22 protein-coding genes and 1 tRNA gene are annotated in these 26,425 nt (G+C 43.2%); 11 read left to right on the forward strand and 12 right to left on the reverse strand.

Going from position 1 to position 26,425, the window contains the following annotated elements:
• Positions 1–78: 78 nt before the first annotated feature.
• From pnp to B0681_RS03005, 6 genes are all read right to left on the reverse strand, one after another.
• The gene (pnp, locus tag B0681_RS02980; RefSeq protein ID WP_078317271.1) at positions 79–2,172 is read right to left on the reverse strand and encodes a polyribonucleotide nucleotidyltransferase; all 2,094 of its coding nucleotides are present in this window, start codon (positions 2,170–2,172) and stop codon (positions 79–81) included.
• A 198-nt stretch (positions 2,173–2,370) separates the two neighbouring features.
• Positions 2,371–2,637 carry a 30S ribosomal protein S15 gene (gene rpsO, locus B0681_RS02985; RefSeq protein WP_078317272.1) on the reverse strand — a complete coding sequence of 89 codons (267 nt, stop codon included), beginning with the start codon at positions 2,635–2,637 and terminating at the stop codon, positions 2,371–2,373.
• A 193-nt stretch (positions 2,638–2,830) separates the two neighbouring features.
• Positions 2,831–3,463 (reverse strand): opacity family porin, encoded by a 633-nt coding sequence (locus tag B0681_RS02990; RefSeq protein ID WP_078317273.1) that lies wholly within the window; start codon positions 3,461–3,463, stop codon positions 2,831–2,833.
• Positions 3,464–3,630: 167 nt separating this feature from the next.
• Positions 3,631–4,263, reverse strand: a complete 633-nt coding sequence (locus tag B0681_RS02995; RefSeq protein ID WP_078317274.1) for an opacity family porin — start codon at positions 4,261–4,263, stop codon at positions 3,631–3,633.
• A gap of 209 nt (positions 4,264–4,472) precedes the next feature.
• On the reverse strand, positions 4,473–5,396 hold the full coding sequence (gene truB, locus B0681_RS03000; RefSeq protein WP_078317275.1) for a tRNA pseudouridine(55) synthase TruB: 924 nt from the start codon (positions 5,394–5,396) through the stop codon (positions 4,473–4,475).
• Positions 5,393–5,800, reverse strand: coding sequence for a ribosome-binding factor A (locus B0681_RS03005; RefSeq protein WP_078317276.1), 408 nt, complete (start codon positions 5,798–5,800; stop codon positions 5,393–5,395). Before B0681_RS03005 ends, truB begins: the two co-directional genes overlap by 4 nt.
• 497 nt (positions 5,801–6,297) lie before the next feature.
• On the opposite strand from B0681_RS03005, the gene B0681_RS03010 reads away from it, so the two are divergent.
• Positions 6,298–7,149, forward strand: coding sequence for a DUF2382 domain-containing protein (locus tag B0681_RS03010; RefSeq protein WP_211271497.1), 852 nt, complete (start codon positions 6,298–6,300; stop codon positions 7,147–7,149).
• A 146-nt stretch (positions 7,150–7,295) separates the two neighbouring features.
• A complete protein-coding gene (locus B0681_RS03015; RefSeq protein WP_078317278.1) occupies positions 7,296–7,775 on the forward strand; it encodes a YsnF/AvaK domain-containing protein in 480 nt (159 codons plus the stop codon).
• Positions 7,776–7,845: 70 nt separating this feature from the next.
• On the opposite strand, the gene infB is transcribed toward B0681_RS03015, so the two are convergent.
• From infB to B0681_RS03035, 4 genes are all read right to left on the reverse strand, one after another.
• Positions 7,846–10,584, reverse strand: coding sequence for a translation initiation factor IF-2 (infB, locus tag B0681_RS03020; RefSeq protein WP_078317279.1), 2,739 nt, complete (start codon positions 10,582–10,584; stop codon positions 7,846–7,848).
• Positions 10,585–10,735: 151 nt separating this feature from the next.
• Positions 10,736–12,217: a transcription termination factor NusA gene (nusA, locus tag B0681_RS03025; RefSeq protein WP_078317280.1), complete on the reverse strand. Its 1,482-nt coding sequence runs from the start codon at positions 12,215–12,217 to the stop codon at positions 10,736–10,738.
• A gap of 59 nt (positions 12,218–12,276) precedes the next feature.
• Entirely contained in the window at positions 12,277–12,774 is a 498-nt protein-coding gene (rimP, locus tag B0681_RS03030; protein ID WP_078317281.1) for a ribosome maturation factor RimP, read from the reverse strand.
• A gap of 185 nt (positions 12,775–12,959) precedes the next feature.
• Positions 12,960–13,036: transfer RNA gene (locus B0681_RS03035), tRNA-Met, on the reverse strand.
• A gap of 276 nt (positions 13,037–13,312) precedes the next feature.
• Here B0681_RS03035 and B0681_RS03040 point away from each other — a divergent pair.
• From B0681_RS03040 to B0681_RS03050, 3 genes are all read left to right on the forward strand, one after another.
• Positions 13,313–14,683 (forward strand): tyrosine-type recombinase/integrase, encoded by a 1,371-nt coding sequence (locus tag B0681_RS03040; protein ID WP_078317282.1) that lies wholly within the window; start codon positions 13,313–13,315, stop codon positions 14,681–14,683.
• A 263-nt stretch (positions 14,684–14,946) separates the two neighbouring features.
• Entirely contained in the window at positions 14,947–15,597 is a 651-nt protein-coding gene (locus tag B0681_RS03045; RefSeq protein ID WP_078317283.1) for a LexA family protein, read from the forward strand.
• A 110-nt stretch (positions 15,598–15,707) separates the two neighbouring features.
• On the forward strand, positions 15,708–16,979 hold the full coding sequence (locus tag B0681_RS03050; protein WP_078317284.1) for a Y-family DNA polymerase: 1,272 nt from the start codon (positions 15,708–15,710) through the stop codon (positions 16,977–16,979).
• A gap of 105 nt (positions 16,980–17,084) precedes the next feature.
• On the opposite strand, the gene B0681_RS03055 is transcribed toward B0681_RS03050, so the two are convergent.
• Complete coding sequence (locus tag B0681_RS03055) at positions 17,085–17,438, reverse strand: helix-turn-helix domain-containing protein (protein ID WP_078317285.1); 354 nt, start codon at positions 17,436–17,438, stop codon at positions 17,085–17,087.
• Between the two features lie 246 nt (positions 17,439–17,684).
• Here B0681_RS03055 and B0681_RS03060 point away from each other — a divergent pair, with 246 nt between their 5' ends.
• The 6 genes from B0681_RS03060 to B0681_RS03090 all read left to right on the forward strand — a co-directional run bounded on the left by B0681_RS03060 (position 17,685) and on the right by B0681_RS03090 (position 25,612).
• Positions 17,685–18,320: a hypothetical protein gene (locus tag B0681_RS03060; RefSeq protein WP_078317286.1), complete on the forward strand. Its 636-nt coding sequence runs from the start codon at positions 17,685–17,687 to the stop codon at positions 18,318–18,320.
• 39 nt (positions 18,321–18,359) lie between these two features.
• Entirely contained in the window at positions 18,360–20,132 is a 1,773-nt protein-coding gene (locus B0681_RS03065) for a dynamin family protein (protein WP_078317287.1), read from the forward strand.
• 11 nt (positions 20,133–20,143) lie between these two features.
• Positions 20,144–21,097: a hypothetical protein gene (locus B0681_RS03070; RefSeq protein ID WP_078317288.1), complete on the forward strand. Its 954-nt coding sequence runs from the start codon at positions 20,144–20,146 to the stop codon at positions 21,095–21,097.
• A gap of 12 nt (positions 21,098–21,109) precedes the next feature.
• Positions 21,110–23,350, forward strand: a complete 2,241-nt coding sequence (locus tag B0681_RS03075) for a dynamin family protein (RefSeq protein ID WP_078317289.1) — start codon at positions 21,110–21,112, stop codon at positions 23,348–23,350.
• Between the two features lie 278 nt (positions 23,351–23,628).
• On the forward strand, positions 23,629–24,723 hold the full coding sequence (locus tag B0681_RS03080) for a dynamin family protein (protein ID WP_211271496.1): 1,095 nt from the start codon (positions 23,629–23,631) through the stop codon (positions 24,721–24,723).
• A gap of 313 nt (positions 24,724–25,036) precedes the next feature.
• Complete coding sequence (locus tag B0681_RS03090; RefSeq protein WP_078317292.1) at positions 25,037–25,612, forward strand: hypothetical protein; 576 nt, start codon at positions 25,037–25,039, stop codon at positions 25,610–25,612.
• Positions 25,613–26,092: 480 nt separating this feature from the next.
• On the opposite strand, the gene B0681_RS03095 is transcribed toward B0681_RS03090, so the two are convergent.
• On the reverse strand, positions 26,093–26,347 hold the full coding sequence (locus tag B0681_RS03095; RefSeq protein WP_407661950.1) for a helix-turn-helix transcriptional regulator: 255 nt from the start codon (positions 26,345–26,347) through the stop codon (positions 26,093–26,095).
• Positions 26,348–26,425 lie beyond the last annotated feature (78 nt).

Here is a 26,425-nt window from a genome sequence, read left to right on the forward strand (position 1 = left end):
TTATAAACACCAAGTCAATAAAAACCGCTTTATCACGACGATAAAGCGGTTTTTTGATTGATCAAGATTGGCAAAGAATTATTGCTCAATGCCTTTCATGGTCAGCTTGATACGGCCACGGTTGTCGATGTCTTGGACTTGGACTTTGACCACTTGACCTTCTTTTAGGTAGTCAGCGACATTCTCAACACGCTCATCAGAGATTTGGCTGATGTGTACCAAACCATCAGTACCCGGTAGAATGGTCACAAATGCACCAAAGTCAACAATGCGAGCCACAGTACCTTCATAGGTCGTACCGACTTCAACTTCAGCAGTGATGGCTTCGATTTGGGCGATGGCAGCACGAGTCGATGCCTTATCCATGCCAAAGATGCGGATGGTGCCGTTATCTTCGATGTCGATGGTCGCACCAGTGTCTTCGGTCAACTGGCGGATGGTTGCACCACCTTTACCAATCACATCACGGATTTTTTCTGGGTTGATGTTGATGGTTGCATAGTTTGGTGCGTGTGCATTGATCTCGGTGCGGCTTGATGAGATCACTTCATTCATCGCTTTTAGGATATGGATACGGCCAGCGTGTGCTTGCTTAAGTGCTTGCTCCATGATGTCAGCAGTGATGCCTTCGATTTTGATATCCATCTGAAGCGCTGTGATGCCTTCGGTCGTACCTGCCACTTTAAAGTCCATATCACCAAGATGGTCTTCGTCACCTAAGATGTCTGATAGTACGGCAAAACGCTCGCCTTCTTTGACCAGACCCATCGCAATACCTGCCACAGGTGCTTTTAGCGGTACGCCTGCATCCATCAATGATAGTGATGCACCACACACAGATGCCATCGATGATGAACCGTTTGATTCGGTGATTTCTGATACCACACGGATGGTATAAGGGAAGCGATCAGCGGCTGGTAGCATGGCTTGGACACCACGGCGAGCTAGGCGACCATGACCGATCTCACGGCGTTTTGGTGCGCCTTCACGACCTGTCTCACCCACTGAGAAATGCGGGAAGTTGTAGTGTAGCATGAAGTGGTCTTGCTTGGTGCCTGCCAAAGTATCCACCAAGTTTACATCACGGCTGGTACCTAGCGTGGTCACAACCAAAGCCTGGGTCTCACCACGGGTAAATAGCGCTGAGCCGTGTGTATAAGGCAATACACCCACTTGGATATCCAATGCGCGCACAGTCTCAAGGTCACGGCCATCAATACGTGGTTTGCCTGATAGGATGTTGTCACGCACGGTGCGGTATTTTAGCTCTTCGAACAATGCTTTGATGTCATCAACACGCTCAGCATGGCCTTCGCTCTCAGCGTCACCTGCCAATGCTTCGATGGCTTCGTTTTTGATTTCGTCTAGGCGAGCATAGCGATCTTGCTTGACGGTGATGGTATAAGCTTCGCTCACTTTGTCAGTAAAGCCTGCTTTTAGGGCATTGTTTAATTCTTCGTTAATTGCAGGAGCGACAAATTCTTGCTTGGCATTGCCAACAGCTGCAGCAAAGGCATTGATGTTATCAATCACGATTTGTTGTTGTGCATGACCATACAGTACTGCACCCAGCATTTGATCTTCTGACAGTTCACGCGCTTCAGATTCAACCATCAAAACGGCCGATTTGGTACCAGCAACAACCAAATCAAGATCACTTTGTTTCATCTGTGCCAGATTTGGGTTTAGGACATATTCGCCATTGATAAAGCCGACGCGAGCGGCACCGATTGGGCCATTAAATGGCGCAGGTGAGATTGCCAATGCCGCTGATGCGCCAATCATCGCTGCGATATCTGCATCTTGGGTCTTGTCCGATGAGATGGTGGTGGCGGTGATTTGGATTTCGTTGTAGTAGCCTTCTGGGAATAGTGGGCGGATTGGACGGTCGATCAAACGAGATGTCAGCGTCTCAAACTCACTGGCACGGCCTTCACGCTTGCCATAGCCACCTGGGATTTTGCCCGATGCGTACATTTTTTCTTGATAATTGACGGTCAATGGGAAGAAATTTTGGCCAGCAACAGCTTCTGGACGCACAACCACAGCAACCAGTACAGACACGCCGCCCATATGCACAAGCACTGAGTTTGCTTGGCGTGCGATACGGCCAGTTTCTAGGACAACTTGTTGGTTGCCATATTGAAATTCTTGACGAATGGTATTAAACATAAACTTTTCCTAATGAATGAACTTTGGCAATATCTAAAGCCCTAAGCCATTACACCGATTGGAAATCCAACTTGTGCCATGCCTTAGAGTTCTAAATACCTGCCAAATTTTGCTTAAAATTAACGAAAAAACGGCACGCAAAAAGCACGCCGTTTTTTATTATCGTAAACAGGACTTACCTGTCGCCACAAAAGCGAATTAACGACGCAGACCCAGTGAACCGATTAGGTCGGTATAACGATTAAGGTCTTTACCTTTTAGGTAGTCAAGTAGCTTACGGCGTTGGTTAACCATACGGATTAGACCACGGCGGCTGTGATGGTCAGCTTTGTGAGTTTTGAAGTGGTCTTGTAGGTCGTTGATACGAGCAGTCAATAGTGCTACTTGCACTTCTGGGCTGCCAGTGTCATTTTCAGCGCGCTTGTATTTAGCGATGATATCGATACGATCTTGATTCGTTAGCATAACAATTTCCTAATAAGCAATGCAGTGATATTCAGGCAAGCATTGCATTGCTAAAGCTTGCCTAAGCCAATTGGCACTTAAACGCGGATTATAACAGATTTTTAAGCTGATGTCAGCTGATTTTGTGATTTTTGACAAAAAACCCATCAACGAGTGATGGGTTTGGGATGGCTATACCGCCTAAATGGTCAGATTAGAAGTTATAACGCAGACCAACTTTAGCACCGTATTGATTGGCTTTGGCATCAGTAAATTCGCCCAAATAGTTGTATTCTACGCCAGCATTTACCGCCATTTTTGGACTAACAGTATATTGCACACCAGCCAATACGCCGTAGCCAATTTCATCGGTATCTACAATCTCTTCTTTTGAAGATCCGCTCTCAATAATGTAGTTAGTTGCTGAATCATAAATCTTATAATCACCCATTGCATCACCCGTGAATTTATTCCAAGCAACGCGAGCACCGACATACGGAGTGAAATTATTCATTGATGCAAAATCATAAATAGCCGACAAACCAATCGACTGTGCTTTCACTTCAAGTGTTTCATTATAATCAGCAGAGATACCATTCATGCTTTCTGAGCCAGATCCTGAATAGTCTGCTTTACCGTAATTGGTATAATCTAGTTCATAACGCACATTGCCAGTGTCTGTACCAACGGCGACACGAAAACCTAGATCATTGCCTTTTAATTTGATATCTTCATCCACAAGTTTATATTCAGGCTTTGACAAACCAATATCACCTTGAACATAGTATTGAGCAGATGCAGCGGTTGATAGTGCAGCGATGGCTGTAGCAAGTACGATCTTTTTCATAACAATTCCTTAATAAACACCCTATCATATTGGGTAAATTCATTCTACCCTCCCCCTGCAATACTTGTCAAGAATTTTTGCAACAATTCAGCAATCATGTTACAAAATTTTTCAAGGCCATGAAAAAACCCATCAACGAGTGATGGGTTCTTAAGCCTAATAATGTATTAAAAATTCATACGCACGCCGATATTGGCACCCGTTTGGTCAACTTTGATGTCGCCTACTTTGCCCAAATAGTTGTATTCGCCGCTGACATTGACCGCCACCACAGGGGTTGCTTGGTAGCTGACGCCCACAATACCGCCGACGCCAACACGCGTATCGGTGTTATTATCTTCGCTGTAGCCGCAGAATTCACCGCCATAGCTATATGATGACACACAGCGGCGCAGCTCATCGCTTAGGAAATTGACACCCACACGAGCGCCGACATAAGGCGTTAGCTTGCTTGTATTTTTAAAGTCATAAAAGGCACTGGCACCGATTGAATGTGCGTAGACATTATACTCATCGTGGATATAAGCCGTGCCATCACGATAGTAGTAATTATCTTCAGCATTGCCAAAATAGCTGTAGTCATAAGCATAGCGATAGTTGCCTTTATCCTTGCCGATGCTGATGCGGCCGCCGACACCATCTTCGGTGCGGTTACTCTCACCAAAATCAAAATCCAGCTCTGAATAGCCCAAATCAGCCTGCCAGTACCATTGACCGGCATTGGTCGGAGTATCATAGATCGATGCGTTGGCAGCGGTCGCTGTGATCATCGCCAAAGCCAGTACAGACAGTTTTTTCATGGTTTCACCTTTTATCGTTGGGGTTGATTTATCGTTGGGGTTGATTTTGGTTTATTGTACGGCCAAAGCCCATGGTAGGCAAGTATTTGACATGGCGATTTGATGAGTTTCTTGAAAAATTTTGTAACATTTGCTGAGAAATTGTACAAATAAACCCACCGAACGCATTCGATGGGTCTGTAAAAGATGAGTTTATAAATTGAATAACGCTAAGCCACCAATTTTTTGGGTTGTAGCCTGCCTGTGCTTGCCACTTCACCAAGTCCGATAAACTCATCGCCTTGATACAGCCTTACCAAGCAAGTCTCATCAAATGCCGCCAATGAAAGCGCGCGATCTTTGACATTCAGTCGTTGACCGAGCTTTAGCCGTGCCGCCTCATCATCACTCACCATCAAAGTCGGCAGATGTGTCAGCATGGCATCAATCGGTAGCAGCCTACCCAGTCGCTCGCTCATCGGCAAAGCATCTAGCGCATCGGTCGTGATGGCATCATCCACACCAAAATCGCCCGTCATCGTGCGATGCAGCCGTGTCAGATGCCCCACCGTGCCAAGTCGTTTGGCAATATCTTCGCCAAGCACACGCACATAGGTGCCTTTTGAGCAGATGACATCAAGCGAGATGACATCATCACCGAGCTTGGTTAGGCTCAAATGGTGAATGGTGATGGCTCGTGGCGCACGCTCAATCTCGATGCCGTCTCGGGCATATTCGTAGAGCTTTTTGCCGTCTTTTTTGAGTGCTGAATACATCGGTGGGATTTGGCTTTGTGCGCCCGTCATAGCATCAGCGATGGCGTCGAGCATCGCTTGATCAAAACTTGGCACGGCCTGATGATCTATCGCCTGTCCATCAGCATCGCCCGAATCGGTCGCTACGCCTAGGCGAATGGTCGCCGTATAGCCTTTATCAGCATCCAGTCCATATTGTGCAAATTTGGTCGCTTCGCCAAATACCAATGGCAAAAGCCCAGTCGCCATCGGATCAAGCGTGCCAGTATGTCCTGCTTTTTTGGAATCTTGGCTGTCTGATTTGAACAAAAACTTCGCCTTTGCCAATGCCGAATGCGAGCTGATGCCTTGGGACTTATCCAATAATAAAATCCCTGAAATGACGGTCTTAGTGTTCACTCTGCCGTCTCATCATCATAATGCTGCTCGCTTTCGTGCGTCTTTTTCATCGCCTGATTGACCAAATCCATCATGTGATTGCCGTGCGCCGTCACTTCATCATAATGAAATCTTAGGCGTGGCGTGGTGCGAGTTTTCATCGTGTGCGATAATTCGGTACGCAAAAATCCTGACGCACGGTTCAAGATGGCGACACTCTCACGGTGGCTATCAATGTTCATGCCTGTGTCATTATGTGGCTCAAGGATGGTCACATACACATCAGCATAACCCAAATCAGGGCTGACCTTGACACTTGAGATGGTCACAAACCCCGTCAAGCGTGGATCGTTAATCTCATCACGAATCAAAGTGGCTAGCGTTCGCTGAATTTGATCAGCAAGTCGTTGTAAGCGTTGGCTCATATTTTCTCTCTAAAAATTCACTGATATATTGTTATCAAGTATAGCGTATTTTGGCGATGAAACCAATGATCTGACTTTTTAAATTTTACATTCAGTTAAAAGATGGCAGTTTTTATCATCGATGGCTTTTCTTAGCCATCAAACACGGCATTTTGTCAAACTTGACATATTAATGAAAAATTATGAAAAAAACAGCATAAATAACGCTTTTTTACACCGCTGTCACAGCATTAAGATTGCTTACCCGTCGTTACATTGATTTACTTTGATTTGCAAATTCTCATCGCCTGTGCATCATTTTTTGACAAAACTTGCCTATTTTTCAAATTCCAAAGCCCCTATACTAAAAACCAAGGAAGCACACAGAGCAAGAATACATGTGATGCCAACTTGCAAGGTGTCATGTTTGGATGACACCTGCTACAATCAGACATCAGTAAGATGTCATAGGTCAATGACTTAATCATTGATGATATTAATTAAATAAAAGGAAGACCATTATGAGCAAGCTAGTTCGTTTACATGACATTGAAGCCAATCATCGCGAAGTTTTAGGCGAAGGTTATTACAATCCTATCGGCAGCACCGCTTATGGCTTAGGGGAAGAAAAAATCGGTAAAGTCCAAGATGTGTTGGTCGAAGCTGACACTGGCAAAGTCCGCTATTTGGTGGTGGATGCAGGTGGATGGTTCTTCTCAAAAGAAGTACTGGTGCCAGCAGGATTGTCGCGCATCGTGGGTGATGATGTTTATTTTGATAGCTTGACCAAAGATCAGGTCGAGGCGATGGAGCCGTATGACCCAGATTACAGCTACAGCTACCAAGAGCAATTTGACAAAGATCGCGCATTTTATGCCGCAGATACACTGCCAGCTGACAGCCGCTTGGATCTGAACGAAACGCATTACACCGCACCAAATACCTTGGAGCTACTCGAAGAGCGTTTGACCGTAAATAAAGATCGTATCGTCTCTGGTGTGGTGAGCGTCGGCAAGCATGTGGTAACCGAAGATCGCCGCGTTGAAGTAGATCTGCAAGAAGAGCATGCGCACATTGAGCGTACTGCGGTGGATCGTCCTACCGATCGTCGCATCGGTGATGATTTGGGTGCTGACACCATCAGCGTCGAGCTGGAGGCGGAGCGTGCCAATGTCACCAAACAAACCTATGTGACCGAAGAAATCTCACTGGGCAAAACCACTGAGACGCGCACTGAGACCATCCTAGAGACCATCCAGCGCGAAGAGCTGAATGTCGATGATCTGGGTAATGTCGTAGATAAAGATGGCAACATCGTCACTTATGATGGCATCACCGCTGATGAAGTGCGTCGCGCTCGCGGCCTGTGATTGATCACAGACATCAAAAAGTCAGGGTTTTACTCTGACTTTTTTTGAACTTATTAGATAATTCAATGCTAAATTTGATGGCACCGATGAGGCATCTGTCTTCGCCTTGATGATGGCATCTGTTGGCTTAGCCATTAAGGACAACCATGAAAACAACCGATCAAAATGTGCAAACGCTTGAGCTACTAGAAGAGCGTGCAGAAGTCCAAAAACATCGCATTCATAAGGGCAAGGTGGTACTATCCAAACAAACCCGTATGCGTACTGTTCATGTACCTGTCACGCTGGCAGAAGAATATTTGGTGATCGACTATCAACCGCTAGACTCACTGCCTATCGATGAACAAATCCCAGTGATCGATGCGCCATCAAGCGCCAGCGCCCAAATCCAGCTCAATGGTGAGTTGATTACAGTCAGCCAAGAGGCGCCGATTGAGATCTTATTATCACGCGAGACGGCCTCAGTGCATAAGACTACGCACACCATCGAACGCATCAATTTACAGACCCACACCATCACGCAAGAGCACACCCTCACCGCCGAACTTCAAAAAGAAGTTTTGGACATCCAAGAAGGCGCGGATCTGCTGGTGCACGCCGACCCAGCCAACCATCCAAATGATTAATCGCTGGATCAGTCATCCAATAAAACGCCCCAAAAGCACAGTGACTTTTGGGGCGTTTGCTATTTGGCTATCACAGCTCGCGCTTGACCTCATGGATCTCAAAGACTTCGATCTTATCGCCTGCAGCGACCTCATAGCCCTTGACCGCAAGACCACATTCCATGCCAGCTTTGACTTCATTGACATCGTCTTTGTAGCGACGCAGTGACTGCAGCTGACCTGTGAAGATGACCTTATCATCACGCAAGACACGGATTGGCTTGTTGCGATGGATAGTACCTTCAAGAACCATACAGCCTGCTGCCGCACCGAATTTGCTTGAGCGGAAGACTTCACGCACTTCAGCGATACCCAAGATCTTCTCACGATGTTCAGGGGCAAGCATACCGCTCATCGCCGCTTTGACATCATCGATCAAGCCATAGATGACGCTGTAATAACGAATGTCTAGACCTGCTTCATCTGCCTTGCGCTTGCCTTGGTTGTCAGCACGCACATTAAAGCCTAGCAGTACCGCTTCTGAGGATTCTGCTAAGATGACATCAGATTCGGTAATCGCACCGACACCAGAGCTGATGACGCGCACTTTGACTTCATCAGTCGATAGCTCATCAAGCGCACCAAGCAATGCTTCTAGCGAGCCACGCACATCGGTCTTCAAGATGATGTTCAAGGTGGCAACTTCTGCGCTACCCATGCTGTCAAATAGAGTGTCTAGGCGCATCTTGTTTTGACGCTCAAGGATGCGATCACGCTCACGAGCGGCACGGAAATCAGCCACTTCACGGGCTTTTTTCTCATCTGAAACGACCAAGAATTCGCTACCTGCTGCCGGTGCTTCGGGCAAGCCTAGAATCTCAACAGGAATCGATGGGCCAGCTGATTTGATACGCTGACCATTCTCATCAGTCATCGCACGCACTTTGCCATAGTATTCACCCGCCAAGACCAAATCACCTTGGTTCAATGTGCCTTTTTTGACCAATAGACTTGCGACTGCACCACGACCTTTGTCCAAGCGAGACTCAATCACCACACCTTGGGCAGCACCATCGACAGGTGCTTCTAGCTCCATCAATTCTGCTTGAATGCTGATGACTTCCAGCAGTTCATCAATACCCATGCCTGATTTGGCAGAGACTTTGACCATCGGGGTATCACCGCCCCACTCTTCAGGGATGACTTCTTTGACAGACAGCTCATTGATGACGCGATCAGGATCGGCAGTGTCTTTGTCCATTTTGTTAATGGCAACGATCAGTGGCGTACCTGCTGCACGCGCATGGTCGATCGCCTCTTCAGTTTGTGGCATCATGCCATCATCGGCTGCAACCACTAGGACAACGATATCAGTCGCCTGCGCACCACGAGAACGCATTGCTGTAAAGGCAGCATGGCCTGGGGTGTCAAGGAAAGTAATCACGCCACGATCTGTTGTCACATGGTAGGCACCGATGTGCTGAGTGATGCCACCTGCTTCGCCAGATGCCACCTTGGTCGCACGAATCTTATCCAGTAGTGATGTTTTACCGTGGTCAACATGGCCCATGATGGTCACAACTGGTGGGCGAGTTTGGACATTGCCCGATTTTTCATCGACTGCCACTTGTAGATCATCTTCAAGCTGTGTGTCGCTGACTGGGATAAAGTTATGACCAAATTCTTCGATCACCAATGCCGCCGTCATCTGATCAATGGTATCAGATTCACGCACCATCTCACCCATCTTCATCAAGGTTTTGATGACTTCACGCACTTTGACGGCCATTTTTTGAGCCAAATCAGACAAAACGATACTCTCACCCACTTCGACATTGTGGACGATTTTTTCGACAGGCATTTCAAACTTATGCTTGTTGGCTTGTGATGATTTCAAGCCCTTTGAACGAGTTTTAATTTCACGCTCTTCTTGCTGACCTTTACGGCCTTTTTTGGCACCTTTGCCCGCTGTGCCTGTGGCGCCGCGCTTAATTTCACGGCGCTCTTTTTCGAACGACTCTTCAAGTGCCGCGCCCACCAAGCCATCTGCCAGCGGTGCATCATCTTTGGTGCGCACGATGGTGCTGCTGGCATTGTCATCGGTGTCGCTATAGCGCGAGGCCATCTGTTTCATCTGCTCAAGGGTGCGCTTTTGGGCTTCTTCAGCAGCTTTACGGCGAGTTTCGGCCTCCATCTGGCGTAGGCGCTCTTCTTCGGCTTCACGCGCTTCACGAGCCGCTTTGTCTTCGGCTGATTCTTGCTTGACCGGTTTGACTGGTTTTTTCTTATCAGTCTTGTTATCTGCTTTTGGCGCTTCTACAGCATCATCTTTTTTGGCTTTTTTGACCACAACGCTGCTGGTATTATCAGACTTTTCAGTGGGTGCGCTGCTGGCTCGCATCGCTGCCAAAGTCGCTGCTTGACGCTCAGCTGCTTCTTTTTTGCTGCGCTCAGCAGCTTGCTTGGCCTCGGCTTCTTTTAGGCGAGCTTCTTCGGCTGCACGCGCTTTAGCCGCAATTTCAGCTTCGATTTTGGCTGGATCGGGTTTTTCGTATACCACTTTTTTGGTGCGCACGACATTGACTGTCTTGGCTTTGCCTGATGTGCCAGTGACTTGAGCGGTTGAAGTGGTTTTTGATTTTAGGCTGATGCGAGATTTGGGAGTTTCGCCGTGGCTTTGTTTTAAAAAGGCCACCAGTTTTTCTTGTTCAATATCAGAGACGCTGTCGTTTTCACCACGCGCTGGCAAACCGGCATCGCTTAATTGTTTTAAGATGGTTTCGGGAGTTGTTTTTGAAAGTTGTGCAAGTTCTTTGACTGTTTTTGCCATTCATATCACCTAATTTTTTGGTTTGGCAAGTGGGTTTGACATCGCTGCCAAACGCCACTTTATGTATTGTATGCCAAACCTCAAGGCTTGGCAAAATTATTTGATCAGCGGCGCACTCATTGTGGTGCGCCCACGACTGCAGCGCCCACGATTACTCGAACCATGATTGGCGAGCTTGCATGATCAGCTTGCCGGCGCTTTGTGCATCTAGGCCTTCGATATCTTCGATATCAAATACCGCTTGTTCCGCCAAGTCATCCAAAGTAATGATCTCACGCTCCGCCAATTTATAGGCGATCGCAGGCGTCATGTCTTCTAGAGCAAGCAGTTCAGCGCTTGGCTCTTTGATGTTTTGTTGTTTTGCCAATTCATCTGAGATGATGACTTCTTTGGCACGAGCTTGGATCGCAGCGATGGTCTCATCATCAAGGCCATCAATCTCATAAAACTCTTCGACAGGTGCATAAGCCACTGTTTCGATGTCACTAAAGCCGACCTCTGCCAGTACTTCTGCCAAATCACGATCAACCTCCAGACGCTCATAGAACATCTCGATGACAGCTTGGTTTTCTGACTCTTGGCGCTCGTTATATTCTGATTCTAAAATCATGTTCAGCTTATAGCCAGTCAATTCAGATGCCAAGCGCACATTTTGACCTTGCGAACCGATCGCACGCGCCAACTGATCATTGGTCGCAAAAATCACATCGGCAGTCTTGGTATCTTCGTCAAGCACCAGACCGCTCACATCGGCAGGCTCTAGCGCGCTGATGATGTACTGGGCTGGATCTTCGTTCCAGACGATGACATCGATACGCTCGCCATCAAGCTCTTGCTGCACCGCTTGGATGCGCGTGCCACGCATACCGATACACGCGCCCACAGGATCGATGCGGTGATCATTGGTCTTAACCGAAATCTTAGCACGCAAACCTGGCAGACGCGCGACATCACGGATCTCGATGATCTGCTCGCTGATCTCAGGGACTTCTTTTTGCATCAAAGCGATCAGCATCTCTTTGTTGGTGCGAGATAGCACAAGCTGCGGACTTCTGCCATCACGATTCACCTGAGACAAAATCGCAGTCACACGGCTTTTTGGGCGCAGGCTTTCGCGCGGCAGGGTTTGATCTTTTGACAAGTAGCCTTCACCGCCCTCACCTAAGTCGATGATATACGCATCACGGCTTTGTTTTTTGACTTCGCCAGTTACCAACTCACCCAAGCGTGATTCAAAGGCATCCGCCACCAACGCACGCTCAGCTTCGCGAATCTTTTGGATAATGACTTGCTTAGCTTGGGTGGCTGCGATACGGCCAAATTCGATCGATTCGATTTGTTCTTCGACGATATCGCCGATTTTGTATTCGTTTTCGTCCAAGTCACTGATGGCAAGCTGACACGCTGGCATCTCATGATCTTCATCAGCCACCACTGTCCAGTAGCGGAAAGTGTCATAATCGCCAGTTTTGCGGTCGATATGTACACGAATCGCCACTTCTGGCTGTTCGGTATAGACTTTTTTCTTGGTAGAAACAACGAGCGCTTGCTCAATCGCTTCAAAAATATCTTCAGGATTTAGCCCTTTTTCGTTACTGACGGTCTCGACTACGGTCAAAATTTCACGACTCATCTGCAGATCCTTTGGGTTGGGTTAATGAATAATAACTTAATAAAATTGGTTAAATCGGTTTAGTCTTCATAGACCAAATGTGCTTTATCGACGCTGTCAAATACCACATCAAACTCAAGCTTATCTTCGGTAACCACCTTCATCGTGTCCGTGCCGACTTCGACCAAACGACCAACGACTTTACGACGCTTGGCATCACCAGCACCAATGGCATGAATTAAGCGTAAATTGACAATCTCGCCGACATATTCAGCGACCTGCTCACGGCTAAACAGCGGACGATCAAAGCCTGGGCTTGACACTTCCAGCACATATTCGCCAGCGATGGGGTCATGGACATCTAGGACGCCTGAGACTTGATGGTTCACCGCTGAGCAATCTTCGATGGTCACATGCTCGCCATTGGCACGAGCCTCTGGCAGGGTTTCGATATAAATACGCAACAGCGACTTGCGTCCTTGTGGCATAAACTCAATGCCCCACAAATCCACACCGCAAGCGGCAACCGCAGGGGCAATCAATTCAGTCAATTCAGCAATTTTGCTCGATGGTTTCATGATTTAAATTGTGTTTCCTAAATAAAGCGCACAATCTTTGTGCAAGTTTGGCAAATGATAAATACAAAAAAACCCACAAAACTTCTCGTTGGTGGGCAATCTTTATACCAGCCGACAGCTTATGCTACCATTGCAGCAATAAACCACCTAAATTCATCAAAACACAAATTTAGGATTTAAAAAAGTGGTAGCGGGGGCTGGATTTGAACCAACGACCTTCGGGTTATGAGCCCGACGAGCTACCAGACTGCTCCACCCCGCATCAATTTAGACTGCTTATTATACGGTAAAATTTACCAATGTCAAGCATTATTTTAAAAATTTTACCTACTTCATCAGTAGGAAATTTGGTGCGATCGGAGAGAGTTTAACTCGGCGATCACTGTGTACCATACTGTATCAAATACCTTTATCTATCAATGAGTTATAGGATTTTAGTGTGCCATATTGTATCATTTTAACCACTCAAGCTCTGCAATCTTGGTACACTGTATGGTACACTAGAAAAATAGAGCATCGATGAAGGCAATAAAAATTTATGACAACTCGCAAACCCATCACCACCGACCGCAGTATTAGCAGTCATAAAGCTGAAGAGAAAGAATATCATGTCAGCGTTAAAGGTTTTTCCAACCTTTATCTGTTGGTACGCCCCAACGAAACAAAATCTTGGATTTTTCGCTACATGTCACCAACGACAAGTAAAAGAGACAAAATCTCATTTGGTATCTATCCAAGTGTTTCTTTATCGCGTGCTTGTGAACTATGGCATGAATACTCAGAAGTGCTAAGCAAGAATATCGATCCAAAAGTTCACCGAGAACAGAAAAAAGCAGACACTAAACAAAATTTTAGTATCGATAATACTTTTAGCTATCACGCTGACCAGTATTTTAACACACTAAAAGACAACTTAAAAGACAATACGCTCAATAGAAAACAAAATTGTATTATTCTGATGAATGGCTACATCGGTAAAATGCCCTTGAAAGAAATCAGCGCACCTAAGCTTTTGGAAGTATTATTGGATATTCAGCAAAACAGTCTGCAAAAGAATGGTAAACCAACTGATAAAGCCAAGCGATGCGCAGGAATAGCTAATGACATCTTCATTTATGCTAAAACTCGTGGATTTTGCGAAAATAATCCAGCCGAAGGTATCAAAACTCAGTTGGACAAGCCCCGCTACGGTCATCGCCCTGCCATCACCAAGCCTGAAGACTTTGCCAAATTACTTCGAGATATTGATGAGTTGGCAAATAAAGTGGATACAAATACCATTAATGTACTGCGATTGACTGCGTTATTATTTGTTCGTCATGGCGACTTACGACACATGAAATGGCAAGATGTGGACTTTAATGAATCAAAATGGCGATTTCAGCCAATCAAAGGTAAAGGCAAGGAAAATATGGTTAAAGAAATGATCGTGCCATTGCCAACACAAGCGATTGATATTCTTAGACAACAACAATCTATCAACGGTCATCAAGAGTATGTCTTTTATAGCACTGTTGCAACCAAACAACCTGTCGTGTCTGAAAATACCGTTACCAAACATCTTAAAAAGATGGGCTATAAAGACATTCATTGCGTTCACGGCTTTCGTGCATCTGCCAAAACCATGCTTCAAGAACAATTAAAATACCCTGCCGTACTCGTGGAAATGGGCTTGGGACATATCACTAAAGATCAAAACGGTACAGCTTATGGTCGTTTTGAATTTTTGGAGGATAGAACTGAGATGATGCAAACTTGGGCGGATTATCTTGATGCGCTACGATGCGGTGAAGATGTATCACGCTTTAAAAATCGTATGCATGATGGAATATTAAAAGACCCAAATCAATTGCTTGAGATATTGCTTCAACAGATTGGTAAAGATAAAATTTTAAGTATGATAAAATAATATATTAGTAATTATAATCAGTAATTTTGATATCTAGGTATTTTAGCTTGAATAAATGCAACATATACTCTCCGCNNGCGGAGAGTATATGTTGCAATGGTCAAATAATTTCATTTTTGATTTTTGTGTTTCTTAATCGCTTGATCTTCAAATACGACCTCTCTTGGCTTTGAACATATTTCAATCGCATTGCAATTTTAATCCCCATTGACTAATCGCAATTTATAAATTATGATAACCGAAACCTTTTTCAAGACACCACCATGACCCAATCAGATGATACCAAACCCGAATCCCGTCCCAAATCCACCCATGGCGGTCGCCGTGCAGGCAGTGGTCGTAAGCCATCGCCATTTGGTAGTCCTGTGGCAAAGAAGATTCCTAGAAACTTATTGCCAATGGTAGAGTCTTTAATTCAAAAGAATAAAGCAGGTAAGCTGGGTGTGGTATTGACTACAGGCTCTGTACCATTAGATGCACTGGTCGCACATCCTAATCCAACTAAGCTTGACTTACCCATCGCCACAGAGAAAATCCCTGCAGGCTTTGCTTCCCCTGCTGAGGGTTATATCGAAGATTATTTGGATTTTAATGAGTATTTGGTGCGTAATCAATCATCGACCATCATCGCTCGCTGTGGTGGGTATTCGATGCTCGATGCTGGGATTGATAAAGATGATTTACTCGTCATTGACCGTGCTATCACCCCAAGTCATCGAGATATTGTCATGGCAGATTTGGGTTCTCAATACACCATCAAGCGATTACACATCTTAGATGATGGATGTGTCGAACTACATTCTGAAAACAGTCGTGGTGATGAGAGTTATCCTAACTACACCTTTAGCGATGGTGATGAACTTGCCATTGTCGGTGTGGTGATGCATGTGATTAAGGATGTGCGTAAGCGATAAGCTATCAATATCACTTAACTTGTTCATGTTGAAAAGAGTTACCAATTTCAAATTGCAATCTGATAAACTTTACAGTATCATATCGGTAACTTTTTTCAAGATGATATTTCATGTACGCATTGATTGATGGCAATAGCTTTTATTGCTCTTGTGAGCGGATTTTTAACCCTAAGCTTAAAAACAAAGCTGTGGTTGTTCTATCAAACAATGACGGCTGCGTAGTGGCTCGCACGGCTGAAGCCAAAGCACTTGGCATTAAAATGGGTGTGCCGTATTTTCAGATCAAAGAGCTTGTTCATCGCGGTAAAGTCATCGTCTTTTCAAGTAATTATGAGCTATACGGTGATATCTCTGCTCGGATGATGAACACCATTGCAAGCCTTGTCCCTGCTATTGAGATTTATTCGATTGATGAGTGTTTTGCGGATTTAACAGGGATTGATCAGCATCAATTATCTGATTTAGGCAAATCCATCAAAGACAGAGTCTGGCAATGGGTTGGTATCCCCACCTGTGTCGGCATTGCACCAACTAAAACACTGGCTAAATTCTGCAATCACCTTGCCAAAAGCTACCCACAGCACTTTGGCGGTGTGGTGGTTTGGGATGATTGGTCAAAAGACATTCAACACAGAGCCTTGGCAAGCCAAAGCGTGGATGAAATATGGGGCATTGGTAGTCAAACAGCACTACAGCTTAAACAGCTGGGCATCACCACCGCCAAAGACTTCGTCGATGCTGACAGACATCTTATCAGGCATCATTTTAGCGTCACCACCCAAAGAACATGGCAAGAGATGAATGGCAAACCCTGTGCAGGGCTTGAAATTGAAGAGCCAAAGAAACACATCATTAGAAGCAGAAGCTTTGGCAAAGCAATCACTGAGATTGAGCCATTGCAATCAGCCATCGCTTATCATATCGCTAGCGGTGCCCAAAAACTCAGAGAACAAAACACTCTAGCTCATACACTAACAGTCATTATCCGAACCAATCCATTTGGCAATCATCAGCAGTATTATAGCAAAAAGACCATTACCCTTACTAAAGGCAGTAACGATACTCGAGTATTAAACCAACATGCCCAAAAACTGCTTAAAATCCTATACAAACAAGGCTGTCATTACAAGAAATGCGGTATTGAATTGGGTGGGATTGAATCCATCCATCGTGTGCAGTATGATTTATTTGCACAACAAGATGAGTTTGAGCATTTAGAAAATCAAAACCTGATGCAAACACTGGATACCATCAATAAGCAATTTGGCAAAGGCAAGCTGATTTTAGGTTCGCAAAAGCTGTCTGATGACTGGCAGATGCGCCGTGAGCGGATTAGTCAGCGATTTACTACACGGTGGGATGAGCTGTTGAGAATTGGATGACATTGCCACCAATATAGCACGGTAATAAAAATTAATTTAAAATCAAAATATAGCAATAGCAGCATCAGCCATTGTTTTTTTATTAACAGACAAGCAATAGCAAAATCAAATACGCAATCCTTTCTTCCATTCCACCAACTTTTCAATAATCCCAATCAACTCCGCTCGCTCATGATCATCCAATTGGTTTAATAAGTTCATGATGTAGCGAGCCTCGTCATTTATCGTCGGATTGGCATTGGTCAAAAAATCCGTCGTCTCACAGTTATACAAAGTTGCAAATTCTGATAATCGCTTGATGGTCGGCATAATGCTTCCACGCTCCATTTTTGAAATCGCATCGTCGCTAACGCCAATATATTCGGCGGCTTGAGCTTGCGTAAAGCCTGCCAATTGGCGTTGATTGGCAATCGCTTTACCAATTGCTCGACTTAAGTTCTCATCTGTTCTGCGTGTCATATAGCCCACCTATGCTTTTAATGCTTAGTGTAGACATTTAACACTTGAAGTACAGATTGTTTAAGTTATATAATAGAACTTTAAGTACTATTTAGATTGGTAAATCCGTGTTTAAGTACTAGTCTAACACACAGTGATGGCGACTGAGGCTATGCTCAAAATTGCTGCGACACGATAAGACGCTTGACCTTAACAAGTGAATATTGATTTGATAAAGTAGCAGCATAGCCAATTAAGGATAAATTCATGAGCAACACCACCAAAACCATCATTAATAGACAATGGCACATCATCGATTTATTAACCAAAACTGATCACTACCTATCCACTGAAGACATCAAGCAGTATTTGCAAAGTAAAAATATTGCAGCAGAACTTCGCACCATTCAAAGGGACTTGAACGATTTAAAAGAAATTTTTCCATTAGAATGCCGAACCGATGACAAGCCCTATGGTTGGCGATGGGCAAGAGTGCAAGATGGTAAAAAGCAAGAGCTGACACTCATTCAGGCATTGGCGTTTCGACTGATCGAAACCCAATTGCAAGAACATCTGCCAAGCGAGTTGATGGATGGGCTTGAACCATTGTTTATTAAGGCGAGATTTATGCTGATGGATCGCAGTTGGCTAACTGGTGGCGATGGGATTTTGCTCAAAGATTTGGTTGATAGCCTACCCAGACCAATGTCGGACAAAGATCGTCATCATGCCATTGAGCGAAGAAATCAGCCAAAAGCTACCAAGCCTGCCATTTTTAGCGCATTAATGGACAAAATCCAAAATCATCAAGAGCACAAACAGCAAGCCAAACTGATTAAACAACTTAAAGCTGAGCTAGAGAAGTTGGGATTGGGAGAGTTGGCGACAACTATTGATTCCTAATTTAGAAATTTATTTAATTAACCAAAAGGAGTATACACCATGTATCTACAATCGCAAAAAAAGCTTGTTAATTTTCTAGACGAATTAAAAGCACAGCTACAAACCATTGATATGCCAACCAATGAAATTGAAGTTTTGGCAGAAGATATCAGAACAAAAGAACTGCTCATCCCTGTGGTCGGTGGCTTTAGCGCAGGCAAAAGTACACTGCTAAATACTTTCTTGGGCGCAGAAATTCTACCAACATCCATCAATCCTGAAACGGATTTGGCTGCCGAACTACACTACGGCAAAGAAGAATTTGTTGAAGCATTTGGACTAAAAGACGAAAGTGTTACAAGATTTGAACTGACAGAGTTTGCTGATATTAAAGCTCGTGCGCAAGAATTTTCGCATCTAAAAATTTATCTAAATAGCGAGCAATTACAGCGTATTGAACCACTGATTTTGGTAGATATGCCAGGCTTTGGTTCGTCACTTGCCAATCACAACAAGGCAATCAACTACTACCTACCAAAAGGCGCACACTTTATTGTTGTAACCAGCTCAGAAGAAGGCAATATCACGCAATCAATGATGCGACAATTGAGTGAATTTGACAACCTTGGTCGAGAGTTTCACATTCTACTAAGTAAAGCCAACCTGCGCTCACCTGAGCAAGTAGCCGATCTAAAGGCTTATATTGCCGATCAAGTAGAACTCAGCTTTGCATATCCACATGAAATTATTGCCATCGGTAATAATGACAAAGATGAGCTAAGCAAAGTATTTACTTCTATCAATCCAAATCAAATCATTGATAAAAACTTCAAAGATTTGGTAAAAAATCAAGCTGATAATGCGATTAATAACATTAACATCAAAATCAATACGCTAAAAAACAGCACTGAACTAAATCAAGAAACTATCGCTACGCTAGCTAGAGCCGTTCTAGATATCGAAAATCAAAAGACACGCATGATTTCAGATATCAAAAATAGTCATGGTGAAAACATCGCCAAACGCTGTGTGGATTATATCGGCACACAGCTGAATAACCATGCCGATGAATTGGGTACATACCTTGCCAATAAAAATAACCAACTATTCCAAGAAATGATTGTTACCATCATTCGTGATGGCTTGTCATTTAAACTTTCTCGTGAGTTCCAGTCGGTTGGTCATGATGTGATCCGCCGCTTTGAAACTGATACTTTGCATTCATTGAACGACTCCATGAAAGACTTTGGCATGGATGATGAATGGGTAAAATCAATCACCGGCAAAGTGGAACAGGCATTTTCAATTACAGGTAAGGCTATTAACGCTATTCAGACTCGTCTCAAAAAAGATGAGAAAGGTGATGAAAATCAAGATGCAAAACAAGCCGATGCAACAAACCAAAGTAAAAAAGAAAGTCAGATCGCTACCGCCCTTACCGCATATCGTACAGTTACTTCGGTGCTAGCAATCTCAACAGGTGTTGTCGGAGTAGCAGCAGAGCTTGTTATCGTGTTCTTGCCAGATATTATCAATTTTGCTAGCAAATATATGCAAGCCCAAAAAATCAAACAAGCTGTATCGTCAGAAGTGATTCCTAGAATCAAAAATGAGCTTTCAAGCAATCTACCACAAGCCATCAATGAGCAAATTCAAATGATGGTTGAAGATGTTTCTGCATCCTTTGAAAGTGAGTTAAATGAGAAAAAAGCCATTATTGAACAACTTGAGCAAGAGCGCCAAGAAAATAAAGAAATGATTGAAAATCAGATCGCCAAGCTTAAAGAAGTCAAATCAGCTATCTCAAACTTAGCTGAAGAGTCATTTTACTAATTGGAGCCATCATGACCAACATTCAAAAATACATTGGTTATCTTGATCAGCTTGGTATGATTTTGTCCGAGCATCAGATCGATGCCACAGATGTAAAGCAGTTTAAAGATGGTATCTTGACTCAGGATATGACAACAGAGCAGGATCTTTTGCGTCAGATACGAGATTTTGCCAATAGCATCACCAGTGAGCTAAATCGTCAAAAGAATGCCTTAAAAGATAACGATCAAATCAGCTCCCAATCAGCATTTGAACAGCAAAGAGCATTGCTTGATTTGCAACACGCCAATCAACGCCTGCAAAACAGTATTGGATCGTTCAATATCGATAATGTAGTTCGCAAAATCGTCACTCGTTTGAATGCTGAGCTAAATGACAATGCCGCTCGGCTTAGTGAATTTTATAACAACAGAGCAGGCTTACGATCTGAGTTAAACACCATCTGCACGCAGGTGGTGAATGCAACCATCAGTGACCAACTGTCTTTGAGTGGTTTGACCATTGAAAATTCGGCGTTGAATGAGTTGAATGCCAGTAATCAAAAACAGATTAATAACAGTATTCAACAAGTCTTTGGCGATCAAAGCAATATCAATGAATCAATTGTCAAAAAAATCGTTACTGAAATTTTAAATTTTTTGGAAACTATTTTACCGCAGAAGCTAAAATCTGCTTTGACTGGTTATCGCAAAGATCAGTTCCGCTTACATCTTGAGCAAACTCAATTTCCTAGGTATAGCGTCGATGTACGAGATAAGATACAAGCTTCGGTGACCGCTTGGTTTGATCAATTGCGCACAAATCAACAACGAGACTTTGAGCAAAAGTTGGTTCAAAAACAACAAGAAATTGATAGTTTTCAATCTTCTGAGCGTAACAATCAAAACTTGCAACAAAATAAGCTAGAACGCCTAAATGCTGCTTATAAGCAAATATTGCAATTAACCGAAAACACTTTGTACTAAGTCGGGTGGATTATGACACTAGAACAATTATTTAAAGCAAATGATAGCCTTGAAAAGCTAGTGATGGGCTTTGCATCAGATAACTATATTCGTCAAGAGATTTCAAATCTTAAGTTCAGTAACAATATCGACAGCACCGATGATTTGGCGAAAATTATCGAATCTAAGAAAAATGATGACAGGCTGATGAATATTGGTATTGTCGGACGAGTCAAAGCAGGTAAATCTTCTCTGCTTAATGCTTTGTTTTTTGATGGTAAAAATATCCTACCGAGTGCTGCCACACCAATGACAGCTGCTTTGACGACATTGACTTATGGTGAGTCATTTCAAGCATCGGTAGATTTTTATAATGCAAGTGACATTGCTAATATCGCTAGCAAACACAGAGAATATCAAGAGCTTTATGATCGCAAGGTAAATGAACAAGTTCAGCGATATACTGACAAGCGTGGCGAAGCGCCAACTGGCGAGCAGATGGAAAAAATACAGCAAATGGTCAAGCGAGACATCAAAGACCCTACGCTGTCTTCTGCTCATGACCAGTACGAAAGAATGAAGGCTTCAGGGCTGTTAAATACAACTGGTGACAATGAAGTAATCGAAGCTGGTAGCATGGAGCAATTAGCAGGGTTACTGCTTGAATATGTTGGCGCCAATGGTCGCTATATGCCTTTTACAAAAAGTGTGAATATCAGCCTACCTATTGAGAGCCTAAAAGATATTCGAGTCATTGACACCCCAGGCTTTAATGACCCAGTACAATCTCGTGAAGCTCGTACCGTTGAGCTTCTGCATGAATGTGATGTTATCTTTATTATCAGTTCTGCTAGTCAATTTTTGAGTGCTGAAGACTTTGATATGCTATCTCGTATCACCACCAAAGAAGGTATCCAAGAGATTTATGTCATTGCTAGCCAAATTGACAACTCATTCCACGCTAGTGAAAAGCGAGACACACCTAGTGAAACTTTGGCTGTATTAACCGAAAAGCTTGCCAGTCGCATCAAAGATGATATCGGTGCATTTCAACAAGCTCATCCCGAGCTAGGCTCTACTTTTAATGCGCTAATCCAAAACAGTCAATCTAACTTGTTGTATTCATCTGGTGTGGCTTATGGTATCGCCCAAAAACTTGCCAAGCATGAAGAATTGAGCGAAAACGAAAAAACACCATGGGAAAACCTAAAACGCAGTTTTCCAAATCATTTTAGCGATGAAGACATCAAAACTTCTATCCATAGTTTAAATGACATCGCCAATATCGATAATATTCGCTCTGTACTCATCGATGTTCGTCAGAAAAAAGATGAAATTATCCAAAAGAATATTGAATCTTTTGTTGCGACTAAATTTAAAAACCTAACCAGTTATCGTGATGGATTGTTAAAATTAGCCGATCAAAAAATGCTGGAATTGGAACAAACCGATAAAACTCAGCTAGAAAAACAAATCGAGCACTATAAAGAGCTTGAAGTCAAGGTGCGTACAGAGATGAATAGCTGTTATAGCACCTTGATTTCCGATCTACAGGAACAAATTGACACTCGCATGATTCATGCAGTCAATGAGCAATTTAGCTCAACACAAAAAGCTTACGAACATAATACCGGTAGCGAAACAAAAACTGAAACAAAAGATAAGAGTGGCGTTTTTCCTTGGTTGGCAAGAAAATTATGGGGTGGCGGTACTAAAGCTATTCAGGTGGAGCAAACAACTATTTATGCCAATCACTGTACGCAAGCCTTGTATGAGTTCATGACTCGAATAGCTGATGCGCTTGGCAGCACCAGTAAAAATATCAAAAAAAGTTTTAATGAAAAAGTTCGTCATGACATCATGAAGACTTATCGTGAGACAGTGAATAATGATGAGTTGATTAAAGAAAGCATTGCTCGTTTAGCCATTCAACACACCCAACGCTTGTTTGCTGTTCCTGAATTCTCAGGTATGCCTGAAATCCCATCACAGCTTAAAGGGAAAGGCAAGCTTGTAGGAGATGATGCGGACGAATTTTTGAGCGATTTGGAGGACTTTACTCGCAATTTGCATGATTCATTTAGAAAAGAAATCAGAATGTATGAAGAAAGGGTTAGGCTAGCACTGACACAAGCAGATCAGTTTGGTGACCAATTCTCCAGAAGCTTTATGGAGGCTTGTGAATCTTTGTTTGAAGCACTTAACACAATCAACCAATCAAAGTATCGTCTTGAAACCTTTAAGGCAGATCTTGTTGCATTGGAGTTGGTATGAGTTCTTCAAGCAATACAGCTGACAATGCCCAAATCCAAGATGAATTAGGGTTGCTGAAGAGAAACGCTAATTTGGTCAATCAGCAGTCACTAATAGTCAATTTGCTATCCATGCAAGAGCCTGAAAATGACTCATTAAATACATTTGACAAGTTGGTACGAGAAGATTTTTGGGAGCTGTCTAAGGCGTTGGGTCAATCGACAGCTCGCCAAGATTATCTGACGCTATCTGCTATCACTCAAGAGTTGCAGATGGTCGTTGGCTCCCCTGATATCCACATGAAAAGCATCGTTGGTATTTGTGGTGGCTTTAGTAGTGGCAAGTCAGCTTTAATTAATAGCTTTATTGAATCATCAGCGGTTCGACTAACCGAAGGTGTCAATCCTGTGACGGCAGTAGCCAGTTATGTGACTCACCGTCCGACTCTACAAATGCGAGCCTATTCCAAAAATGGTAGTAGCTGTGAGCTTACCCAAGATCATTATAAGCAGCTAGATCATGAAGCTCAAAAGGATTCGCCAATCGACTTACAGAGATTGCTATCATGCGTCACCATTGGTTTGCCTATGGCGCATAAAGAAATCTTTGCTGAATTGTGCTTGATTGACACTCCTGGTTATAATCCTGCTGATTTTGGCACAAAGACAGCTGATCACAAAACAGCGCATAAATTCGCCAAGCAGTCTGATGCACTAATTTGGGTGGTCAGTGCCGAGCAAGGTACTTTGCCACAGTCAGATATTGATTTCATCAATGATATCAAAGCTAACGGCTTTACAGGCAAGCTATATATTGTTATCAACAAAGCGGATCTTAAATCAGAATCTGATCGAGAGATCATTTTGGAAGAAGTCAGAGATAAGTTGGATTTTGAATTTCTTGATTATGAAGGTATCAGCCTTTATAGCTCAAGCCGACGAGTAGAACTTGGTTATTATAAGCAGTCTTTGCTTGAATTTTTAGCCAGTTGTGCATCGCCGGAGTCAAGTCCACAAAGCTCATCGGATATTGCTCACGAGGGATTTGGATTTTTGCTTACTCCAAGTTCAACAAGAAAACTCTCCAAGTCTGTTTTTAATGGTGTTCATACCAAAATCAATAATATCTTTGATGGTTATCAAGATCTTATTAAGCAAAATGAAGCATGGATAATTGACCTAAGAAAACAATTTAAATCCTTGGTCTTGGATATCATGCAAGGCGGCGGTTATGATGCCCTAGATGCCACTGAACCAAGAATTAATAGCATTCTTGATCTGGTCGATTGCAAGCTTACGCTTAAGCATACAGAGCTTACACCGAAAGTAGAAGAGCTTCGAGCGGCATTGCTAAGTTGTACTTATCGGATTGAGAAAGACCTAAAGGCACAATAGAGAGTTAAAAACCAATGTCCCGCCCACCAAAACCGCTTAAAGTACATTGCAAGCATTGTGGCTATAAGGCAGTTTACAACCCAAACTCCGATTGCTTGGTGACTAAACCACCAAGCAATCAACGCTGTCCACGCTGTCTGTCGTGGTGTGAAATTGGTGATGCCAAAGCGATTAGTGTGGGTGGTATATGGATTGTGATTGAAAAGCCACCCTATGAGCAACTAGGTTAAGGTTATTACACCATCAAGAAAAAAATTCTTGTCATTGTTGCCTTTTCTCACTTAAGTCCATTAGCCCAAAAAAAAGAGAAACTATGTTTGGTTTATATGCAAAAGTTATATTTAATAAACAAGTCAAAGTTGTGGATTTTTCTGCTCTTGATAGGACTGTCACTGTAAAACTATCCAATAAAAAGATAGTAAAAGCCGATGTGACCGTTACTAGTCCAGAACAATTTTCCGTTCAACTGATCCAGGCTGGTTTAAATCTGTTTGGGCTACCGTCTGCAATTAAGCGGTATGAGGACTATGTGAACTTCTATAATGACCTTGAAGATGCTGATGATGACATGGAGAGTGACAATGCTCATCATACAGAAACTGCGGATAAAACATTTGGTGATGCAATTGAGCTAACTCTCCGTGGATATGAAGATGAGAAAAAAGATAAAATCAGAGAGCTAAGCCTTGTACTGAGCAAAATAGTGGCTGAAAAAACCAAAGTCATAAGCCCCAACAGTTTTAATTCCGACTATAACAAAAACGATGGTTATGGCAATTTCGCCAAAGAAGAAAAACTAGTGGCAGACTGTAGTCAGATGTCCGATGAGCATCTCCGTAACAAAAAATTGAAACAGCTCTACGCAAAAATTGAAAATTTAGGAAAATAGAAATGAAGTTACTTTTTTGGGTTATTTTATTGCTTGTACTAGTTGGGTTGGTTGTAGCAATTATTTTCTTGGTAGATTTGGTTAAAGCCGTACTGAAGAAAATAAAGTCTTAATCGCTTGGAAATTTAATCAGAGCAGTACTAAGTGCAGACATAAGTGAGTTTGCGATGATTGATTGCATAAATCATCTGATGAATGAGAATAGGCAGGCGTACAATATAAGAGTAAAAATAAATTTTTCAAAGTTAATATAATAATATCAATAGCTTGGGATTCTCATTAAATTCCGACCGCCAGTACCATTTGAGAGTGCGAAAGGATTCAAAAAAAATACTCGAAAACCCTTGAAGTATATAGCTTGATGAGTTTTTTGTCCTATAAGCACCTATTAACCTCCAGATAATCCTGTGAAAATAAGGGTAGAATTAAAGCAAATAAAAAAATAAAGCCTGCTACCTGTGCAGGCTTTATTCCTAGCCATCATTGACGGCTGGCGATTTTACTATTTATCCACTCAGCAATTTCACTCGCCACCCATGCTACTCGCACTTCTGACAACTGAACTTTTTTAGGGAAAGTTGCATCATAGCTTTTTGATGTCTCGTCATTCATGCGATAAATAGATGCTCTACTAAGTCCTGTGTATTTCATTACCTCATTGACCGATATAAGTCGTGGCATCACAACTGGTACATTAATCTGGCTTGGTGATTGATTGATATTAGCTGTTGTCATGATAAACTCCTTGATTGATATAAAGCAACATTCGCTTCATATCAATCGCCAGTCTCATATTTTTTTATAGCGTCTCAT

This window comes from Moraxella porci DSM 25326 (assembly GCF_002014855.1).
GTDB lineage: Bacteria > Pseudomonadota > Gammaproteobacteria > Pseudomonadales > Moraxellaceae > Moraxella > Moraxella porci.